8 protein-coding genes are annotated in these 8,615 nt (G+C 61.8%); 5 read left to right on the top strand and 3 right to left on the bottom strand.

Going from position 1 to position 8,615, the window contains the following annotated elements:
• On the bottom strand, positions 1–926 hold a 926-nt coding region (locus tag ELR45_RS40115; protein WP_205857805.1), incomplete at its 3' end, for a hypothetical protein.
• A 337-nt stretch (positions 927–1,263) separates the two neighbouring features.
• On the opposite strand from ELR45_RS40115, the gene ELR45_RS33860 reads away from it, so the two are divergent.
• Both ELR45_RS33860 and ELR45_RS33855 read left to right on the top strand, forming a co-directional pair.
• Positions 1,264–3,936 carry a glycoside hydrolase family 78 protein gene (locus ELR45_RS33860; RefSeq protein ID WP_129670216.1) on the top strand — a complete coding sequence of 891 codons (2,673 nt, stop codon included), beginning with the start codon at positions 1,264–1,266 and terminating at the stop codon, positions 3,934–3,936.
• Positions 3,937–4,274: 338 nt separating this feature from the next.
• Positions 4,275–4,508, top strand: coding sequence for a hypothetical protein (locus tag ELR45_RS33855; protein WP_129670215.1), 234 nt, complete (start codon positions 4,275–4,277; stop codon positions 4,506–4,508).
• A gap of 210 nt (positions 4,509–4,718) precedes the next feature.
• Here ELR45_RS33855 and ELR45_RS33850 read toward each other — a convergent pair whose 3' ends face one another.
• On the bottom strand, positions 4,719–5,336 hold the full coding sequence (locus ELR45_RS33850) for a cupin domain-containing protein (RefSeq protein WP_129670214.1): 618 nt from the start codon (positions 5,334–5,336) through the stop codon (positions 4,719–4,721).
• Between the two features lie 136 nt (positions 5,337–5,472).
• Between ELR45_RS33850 and ELR45_RS33845 the strand changes: the two genes are divergently transcribed.
• The gene (locus ELR45_RS33845; protein ID WP_129670213.1) at positions 5,473–5,664 is read left to right on the top strand and encodes a hypothetical protein; all 192 of its coding nucleotides are present in this window, start codon (positions 5,473–5,475) and stop codon (positions 5,662–5,664) included.
• A gap of 138 nt (positions 5,665–5,802) precedes the next feature.
• Positions 5,803–6,798, top strand: a complete 996-nt coding sequence (locus ELR45_RS33840; RefSeq protein WP_129670212.1) for a GDP-mannose 4,6-dehydratase — start codon at positions 5,803–5,805, stop codon at positions 6,796–6,798.
• Positions 6,799–6,968: 170 nt separating this feature from the next.
• On the opposite strand, the gene rfbA is transcribed toward ELR45_RS33840, so the two are convergent.
• Positions 6,969–7,859 carry a glucose-1-phosphate thymidylyltransferase RfbA gene (gene rfbA, locus ELR45_RS33835; RefSeq protein ID WP_129670211.1) on the bottom strand — a complete coding sequence of 297 codons (891 nt, stop codon included), beginning with the start codon at positions 7,857–7,859 and terminating at the stop codon, positions 6,969–6,971.
• A gap of 120 nt (positions 7,860–7,979) precedes the next feature.
• Between rfbA and ELR45_RS40110 the strand changes: the two genes are divergently transcribed.
• The coding region (locus ELR45_RS40110) for an aminotransferase class I/II-fold pyridoxal phosphate-dependent enzyme (RefSeq protein WP_205857804.1) at positions 7,980–8,615 on the top strand (636 nt) is incomplete at its 3' end.

The raw sequence follows: 8,615 nt of genomic DNA, 5'->3' as shown, positions 1-8,615 counted from the left end.
GAAACTAGCCACAGCGCAGCCACCGTACCAAGCACACCGAGAGCGGCTCCACTCCCAGGCGAATATCGAGTCATCAGAACTAGCGCAGGCATGAACATTACCAACCACGACGCGTACCAGATTACGCGGGCGGGCAAATGGTGTGCTATTAGTAGCATTCGGCAGAGCTTGTGTCGTGAACCCTCACCTAGTTTCTGCCCCACACCTCGCTTAACAGTATCTCTCCACAGCTCCGGACTTTGCTGAGACCGCGCGAATCTCCGCCTAAAGATCACCAATCGCTCCAGCCGTTCATGGGACTCTTTAGTTCTTACCCTTGACAGAGAACCTCTGACATCGCGAGTCTCGCTCAATGCAACCGCCAGCGTGCCCACTATTAAAGTACATAGTAATACTGCAACAAACATTGACAATGGCAGCGTTCCTTTGTCAGCCTGCTTGACAGCCGGCACAAGCAAGAATACTGACGAAGTCCCGATGCCGTATGACGCAATGATAAGCCAGCGCAGGTGAACCGTCGCGAGCATGTGCTCGTCTTCTGATGATGACGCTTCCTTGATGCGGTCCACCGCACCTCGTATCCTCTGGTGCAAAAAACTCACGAACGCGAGAATTCCAATATAGATAACAAGAACTTGCCCAAAGTCAATTGGTACTATATCTATCGACTGCCCATTATCCGCACCAAATCCCGGGAGTCGTTGCGCAAATTCTATAAATAAGAACACCAATGCTGATGCAGCTCCAAATAAGAACATCTCCTTGAATATCTCCGATACTTCATCTCGACTTCGAGCCACGATCGATCCGCTTCCCGAGCCGAGAAACGAGTTACCTGTCCCGCCCTCCTCAATTTTGTCAGGGATAGTTTCGGAAGCTATCTCCAATTCTGCGCAATCTTTCGCCAAGGTGCCCTGTCCACTCACTGCTACCTCCCTCGTTCACGAGCTCGATTGGGGCTGCCAGGTCAGGCGCAACCCGTTCGAGCCAGTCATAGCCTTCAGTTGCAAACGTCTACTCCATCATCAGCGTCTGTTCCATGATGTCGACCGCCACTGACAATGTCGCGGCAAAGTTCTCATTCACGCACCTTGGGTAGCCACGCTCGGACTGATCAATCAGGCGACCAAGCGCTCTGATTGGCCCCGGTCGACCTTGACATGGCTCACCGCTCCGCTCAGCGTAGTGGAACTATCATTTCATGATTTTCTCATCAATCGTCGCGCAGTGCTTGGCGCGCCTCATCGTCGCGGAGGGTTGTACATGTCGGCACCGCTAGGACTGCGTGTGGAACATCTGGAGAACCCGCTGGGTATCAATGTGCGGAAGCCGCGGTTGTCATGGCGTCTGCCGCTGGGTTCACGTCGGCAGACGGCGTATCAGATCCGTACCGATCGGTGGGATTCCGGCAAGGTCGTTTCGGATCAGCCGCTGCTGGTTCCGTACGAAGGGCCGGAGCTGACGTCCGGTGAACGTGTGGACTGGTCCGTGCGAACGTGGACAGACGCGGGGACGAGCGAGTGGGCCGCACCGGCCTGGTGGGAGATGGGTCTACTCAGTACAGATGACTGGATGGCACGGTTCATCGAGCCGGTCGAGGATCAGGAGACCAAGGCGGCCTCCCCTCGTCCGGCGTACCTGTTCCGCCGCTCGTTCACACTTGACCAGAAGGTCGCCAGGGCACGGCTCTACGTGACGGCACACGGGGTCTACGAATGCTTCATCAACGGCACCCGGGTGGGCGACATGGAACTCACCCCTGGTTTCACCAGCTACTGGTCGAACCTGCAGGTGCAGACGTTCGACGTCACGGACATGCTGCGACCGGGTGAGAACGTGCTGGGCGCGATCGTGTCGGACGGCTGGTTCCGCGGCCAGGACAGCGGGTATCGCCTGACCAACCTCTACGGCGACAGCGTCGCCCTGCTGGCCCAGCTCCACGTCCACGGCACGGATGACTCGCACGTCCGCATCGGCACCGATCCGGAATGGTCCTCGTCCACAGGCGCTATCCGCGAGGCGGATCTGTTCCAGGGCCAGACCACCGACCTGTCGAAGAAGCCAAGAGACTGGTGTACCCCGGGCAGCCAGAGCAGCGGCTGGCAACCTGTCATGGTTCGCGGCCATGACCTGAGCCGGTTGACGTCCAGCCCAATGCCGCCGGTGCGCCGCGTCGAGGAACTGCGGCCTGTCGCCGTGACCCGGCCACACCCCGACCGCCAGGTTGTCGACCTGGGCCAGAACATCAACGGCTGGATCAGACTCGACAACCTTGGCCCGGCCGGCACCAAGCTGTCTCTGACCTACGGCGAAGCCCTGGATGCGGACGGCGACGTCACCCTCGAAAACCTCGTCACACCGGAGCTCGATTCCGACCCGAGGCTGCAAGATCTCGAGTTCGCCAAGCTGAGGCTGCCTTTCCAGGTCGACCACGTGACGTCGGCAGGCCACACTGTTGACCGTTTCGAGCCCCGACACACCGTGCACGGATTCCAATACGTACGCATCGAGGGCCACCACGACACACTGACGCCAGACGACGTCTCCGGCGTCGCCGTCCACACGGACATGCGACGCACTGGCGAGTTCGAATGTAGCGACAAGCGGATCAACGCACTGCATGAAGCGGCCGTGTGGAGCTTCCGGGGCAATGCCTGCGACATTCCCACAGACTGCCCCACTCGGGAACGCGCGGGTTGGACCGGCGATTGGCAGATCTTCGTCTCGACCGCGGCGTTCGTCTACGACGTCGCCGGCTTCTCCACCAAGTGGCTGCGCGACCTTGCCTCCGAGCAACAAGACGACGGACTGGTCTTCCACTGCGCGCCGGAGACGATGTCCCACGACGTCATGAAGAAGATTGGCGCACCGCACGGCTCCGCGGGCTGGGGCGATGCCGCAGTGATCGTGCCGTGGGAGATCTATCGCGCCTACGGCGACCGTGACCTGCTCGATCAACAATGGTCCTCCATGGTCAGCTGGGTCGAGTACGCCGCACGCGCGGCCCGTGAGGGCCGCCACCCCGACCGAGCCCAGCAACGCCCGGCGCCAGCGGCCCACGAGGAGTTCATCTGGGATACCGGCTACCACTGGGGCGAATGGCTCGAACCCGACGAATGGTCGCCCGACCTCATCTCCAGGCTCGCGACCGAGGACCACGGCATCGTCGCTACCGCCTATCTGCACTACTCAGCGCGACTCCTTGCCACGGTGGCACAGATCCTCAGCAAGCCCGACGACGCGAACCTCTACACGAACCTCGCCGCCGCCACCCGCGCAGCATGGCAGGCCGAGTTCATCAATGCCGACGGCACGCTCGCCCGCGACACACAAGCCACGTATGTGCGAGCGCTCTCCTTCGACCTTGTTCCCGACGAGTTACGCCCACAAGCAGCGCAGCGACTTGTCGAGCTCATCCGCAAGGCCGACACGCACCTCGCCACCGGCTTCCTGTCCACCCCGTACCTGCTGCCCGTCCTCGCCGACGCCGGCTATCTCGATGTGGCCTACGAGCTGCTCTTCCAAGACACAGAACCGTCCTGGCTCAGCATGATCGACCGTGGCGGCACGACCATCTGGGAAGACTGGCACGGCATCGACGAGCAAGGACGACCGTACCTTTCGCTCAACCACTACAGCAAGGGTGCGGTCATATCTTTCCTGCACCGCTACGTCGCCGGCATCCAACTCCTCGACGACGGACCTGCTTACAGGCCGTTCCGGATCGCCCCGATGCCAGGAGGCGGCATCACCCACGCCCGAGCCGACCATGACTCCCCCTACGGACGCATCACCTCGAACTGGCACACCAACGACGACAAGTTCGAGCTCGACGTCACCATCCCACCCGGCACCACCGCTGAGATACACCTGCCCAACGGCCAACGGATCGATGCCGAACCCGGCGTCAGTAGGCACACCTGCACGCTGGAATGATCCTGCCGCAGGTCAGAGAACGGCTGCGGTCGACTGAGATCTCACCCGACTGCGATGCACGTCACAGAATGTTCGCCGCCTCGACGGTCATCAGATGGGCGCTGCGAGATCATCCGACTCCAATGGGCCGGACCAAGGAACCGCTCACAGCGGTATAGTGCCGCACAGGGGCTTCCCGCTGGAGAAGTTCACCGTGTTCCGCACCCACCAGGTTCGAGGTCGCCCCGAAAGCACTCGCCCTATGGCGGCCACAAGAACTCGAGCGTGCGGACTACTGACCTTCACATTCGACCAGCCCGGTCTCGAGGGCCCACGCCATCGATCTATGGGAACGGCCCATGAATGAGCCGCTCTTGTTCGACGTGGTGATGGATTCGACGTGGGCGATGGACAGCCGGACCGGCCCTGGCCGTCGTTTCGAGCACGGCCTGCTGTGGCCGGCCGTCCGCGAAGTCGAGCGCTACAAGCGTCCCTTCGAAGATCTCGCTCTAATCGACCGGCTTCAGTTCGGGCTGATGACCGAGCTCTTGAAGACTCAGCCGAACAACTACCTCGGTCCCAGTCACGTTTGAAGGGCTGCCGCGCCGCCCCCGTTCCTCGGGCGCCAGGGCGCCCTGCGGTACGGGTCGGCTTGCCCTCGAACTCGCCGACGTCCATGTTCTCGTCTTCAGCTCGCGCTCGCCTTTCCTGCGCACGCTTCAGTCAGGCCGTGGTCACTTCGCCGACTGTTGTCTACGGAAGCGGGGGATCTCCATTCGCGTAGGTGATTCCTCGCTGCTCGGTCACGGAGTGCGGCGATAGTTGTGTGGCTGGATCTTCAGCAGCCAGTCCATCACCGGTCGTTCTTCGTCCATGAGAGGTTCGCTACCTCGCTCCAGCATTCCCACAATCGGCCACAGAACCTCATGCTCGAAGAACCAGCCGGGACCGTCGCCAGTGTCCATACCCAGCTTGAAACGTAGCGGCCCGTCCAAAGGTCGCCCCAGCAGCTCACCAGCTCGGCCTTCGAGGCCCGGAGCATCGAACTTGAAGATCAACATCTCGCAGTCGGAAGACCACCACGTCCGTACGTGCGTCCCCGCAGAGAGCACGCCGATGTGCCCACGCCGCGCAATTATTTGATCATCATTTGATCGGATCCTGCACTCGCCGGTGATCGGTACGAAAATCGCGTAGGCCTCAAACTCGCCGACATCGCTGAACACGGGCGTACCGAACTTCATCGCCGCGACGCTCATCCACTCGAGCGAGACACCGTTGAGTTCAAAGTTCGGATCGCCGGACGCCAGACGTTCGAGTCGGCACCCCCGCCACATCAGGTTGATGCCAACCATGACTACCTGCCAGATCTGCGTGTCGAACTGTCTGTATCCGCCCAAGGGCAACTCTGCAACAGCCATGGCTGGAGGATACCGCGGTGTATCGCGTCATAAACCTCTCATTTCTCTGATCGCAACGTACACCAGTGGTACTCATGCCCGGAAGGGAGTGATTCACGACCGAAATCCCCCACGGTCGGCGCCGACCCGGAGACGGGTGGAGGACCATCTGCGAAGCTACCTTCACGATGGAAACGGCGGCGGCCTTGAGAAGTGTAAGAAGCTGATCAACGGCAAGCTCAATCTCAAGATCGTGTTGAACGCAAGTACGCCGCATCTCGGGATCGCGGCCCGCCTGGACGAACTGATCAACAGACTTGCAGCTGACACTGAAGGGGTGACTTCGTAGATCGCCGATATAGCGGTGAGGCCCATGGGAGCCAGATTGAGCCGCGTAAAGGTTCCCCCTGATCACCACGCCCGGTCCGCGCGAGGATTGGCGCTGTGTCGGCGTTGCGCGTCGACCAGTTCATCAAGGGAGGCAAGCATGGACAGTCTTGCAGGCCACGACGTACTGGTGACGGGAGCCGACGGGTTCATCGGCAGTCACCTGGTCGAGCGGCTGATAGATGAAGGATCCAAGGTCAAAGCATTCTGCGTGTACAACTCCAACGGTTCATACGGATGGCTCGACGAGATGGACCCCGCCAGGCGTAGCACCGTGGAGTTCCGCCTCGGCGACATCCGCGATCCCCGCTCAGTCCTAGAAGCCGTCCGCGACGTAGAGATCGTCTTCCATCTCGCCGCCCTGGTCGCGATCCCGTACAGCTACCATGCTCCAGCCTCGTTCCTAGAGACGAACGTAGCCGGAACCCTGAACGTCCTCGAGGCGGCGCGCACGATCGGAGACGTCCGCGTCATCCACACCTCCACCAGCGAGGTCTACGGCACTCCGAAGACGACGCCGATCACCGAAGACCACGCACTCTGCGCGCAGTCCCCCTACGCGGCATCCAAGATCGGTGCCGACCAGCTCTGCCTGGCCTACGCACGCTCGTTCGGAGTACACGTCACCACCATCCGGCCGTTCAACACCTACGGCCCCCGCCAGTCGGCCCGCGCAGTGCTCCCGACAATACTCGGACAGCTGCTGTCCGGAGCCACGTCTGTGCAACTCGGGAACCTGGAACCACGCAGGGACCTTACGTACGTCTCCGACACTGTCGACGGCTACATCCGCATGGCCACAGCCGACATAGAGTCAGGGTCGACGGTGCAGCTCGGCACCGGACAGGCCGTCTCCGTCGGAGAGCTGTTCAAGCTGTGCTGCGAGGTCACCGGATCCAACGCCGAAGTAGTCACCGATCCACAGCGCGTGCGCCCATCAGCAAGCGAAGTGCAAGTGCTCTTGTCCGACCCCAGCCGTGCCAAAGACCAACTCGGTTGGCAAGCCACGCAGACCCTTCACGACGGGCTTGAGCAGACCGCCGACTGGCTGGGGCCCCGCGTGGACGCTGAACGTGCTCTGACGTACCAACGATAATCTTCGTTATCCTACGGGGAAGCCTCGCTGAGTAGATCGACACCGAGGGACGACGTGCTGAGAAGGCGCACACGGGCAAAGCCCTCTGCGACCCCATCTCTCGGCCGACGGCCACTCGGCTGGGCTTAACCAGACCGAGAAGCCGCCGCGCCTTAGCGCCCGTTTGGACACTACCTGCTCGCTCCCCCATCGAATCCTGACTGTGCGACGGCCATGACGTAGCGGCCGTACTCGGAGTTAGCGACACGCTGCCCAAGGCGATAACACTGATCGCTGTCGATATAACCCATACGTAGCGCAATCTCCTCCAGGCATGCGATCCGCACGCCTTGACGCTGCTCCAGCGTGCGCACGTACTGGCTCGCTTCAAGCAGCGAGGCGTGGGTGCCGGCGTCCATCCAAGCGAAGCCACGGCCCAGGTCCACCAACCTCGCCTGCCCACGTTCAAGATAAACCCGATTCACATCGGTGATTTCCAACTCACCACGGGCGGATGGCGTCAGCCGGCCGGCGATCGACGTCACGTCGTTGTCGTACAGATACAGCCCGGTGATGGCCCGGTTCGACCTCGGCTGCTCAGGCTTCTCTTCGATCGAGACCAGGAAGCCGTCATCGTCTGCCTCGCCCACCCCATAGCGCTCCGGATCGGACACCGGGTAGCCGAACAGCACACACCCCTTCACACTCTCGGCGCTCCTGCGCAGCAGATCCGACATGCCGAGGCCGTGAAAGATGTTGTCTCCCAGGATCAGCGCCACCGAATCGTCACCGACATGATCCGCGCCGATGAGGAACGCCTCCGCCAGACCGTTCGGGCTCGATTGCTCGGCGTACGTCAGGCGGATGCCCAGCGCTGAGCCGTCTCCGAGAAGACGCTCGTACTGCGGCCGATCCATCGGGGTGGTGATCACCAGGACGTCCGACACACCGGCCAGCATCAGCACCGACAACGGATAGTAGATCAGCGGCTTGTCGTAGACCGGGACAAGCTGTTTCGACACCGCCAACGTCACCGGCGCCAACCGCGTGCCGCTGCCGCCGGCCAAGATGATCCCCTTCATAACCACTAGATGGTCGACCGAGGAAGACCACACGAGCAGGGGACGAGTTCCCGCAGCGCGTCGCGCCCAGCGTAAGCAAGCGCCTGGGTAGCTCCATCCCTACGAACAACGATCGATTCTGTGACTATCCCACTCGCCGAGCCGAGCCTCGACGGCAACGAGGCCCAATACCTGGCCGAATGCATCAAGTCCGGCTACGTCTCATCCGTCGGCGCGTTCGTCGAACGGTTCGAACGAGACTTCGCCGCCTACGTCGGCACTCAGCACGCGGTCGCATGCAGCACAGGGACAGCGGCACTGCACGTCGCGCTGCGGCTCGCCGGCGCAGAGCCCGGCCGCCTGGTCGCCGTGTCAGACTTCACCTTCATCGCCTCGGCCAACGCGGCCGCATACACAGGAGCAGACGTCCTCCTCGTCGACAGCGAACCAGAGACCTGGAACATGGACACCGGGCTCCTCTACGACGACGTCGTTCGACGAGCACGCCAGGGTCGACGCATCCCCGACATCGTCGAAATCGTCCACGTCCTCGGGCACCCAGCACACATGGAGCCACTCCTCCAGCTGCGCGACCGCTTCAACATAGAGATCATCGAAGACGCCGCAGAATCCCTCGGAGCATCCTGGACCACCGGCCCCCTCGCCAACCGACAAGTCGGCACCGCCGGCCGCATGAGCTGCTTCTCCTTCAACGGCAACAAGATCATCACCACCGGCGGCGGAGGAATGATCACCACCGACGACGCCCAACTCGCC

It is taken from the genome of Phytoactinopolyspora endophytica, from assembly GCF_004138495.1.
GTDB classification, from domain to species: Bacteria; Actinomycetota; Actinomycetes; order Jiangellales; family Jiangellaceae; genus Phytoactinopolyspora; species Phytoactinopolyspora endophytica.
This window is presented reverse-complemented; position numbering and strand designations above follow the sequence as displayed.

Excerpts from the sequence above, each read along its gene's own strand:
- ELR45_RS33850 (WP_129670214.1), bottom strand. The coding sequence starts at position 5,336 with ATGGCTGTTGCAGAGTTGCCCTTGGGCGGATACAGACAGTTCGACACG.
- rfbA (WP_129670211.1), bottom strand. The coding sequence starts at position 7,859 with ATGAAGGGGATCATCTTGGCCGGCGGCAGCGGCACGCGGTTGGCGCCG.
- ELR45_RS33860 (WP_129670216.1), top strand. The coding sequence starts at position 1,264 with ATGTCGGCACCGCTAGGACTGCGTGTGGAACATCTGGAGAACCCGCTG.
- ELR45_RS33855 (WP_129670215.1), top strand. The coding sequence starts at position 4,275 with ATGAATGAGCCGCTCTTGTTCGACGTGGTGATGGATTCGACGTGGGCG.
- ELR45_RS33840 (WP_129670212.1), top strand. The coding sequence starts at position 5,803 with ATGGACAGTCTTGCAGGCCACGACGTACTGGTGACGGGAGCCGACGGG.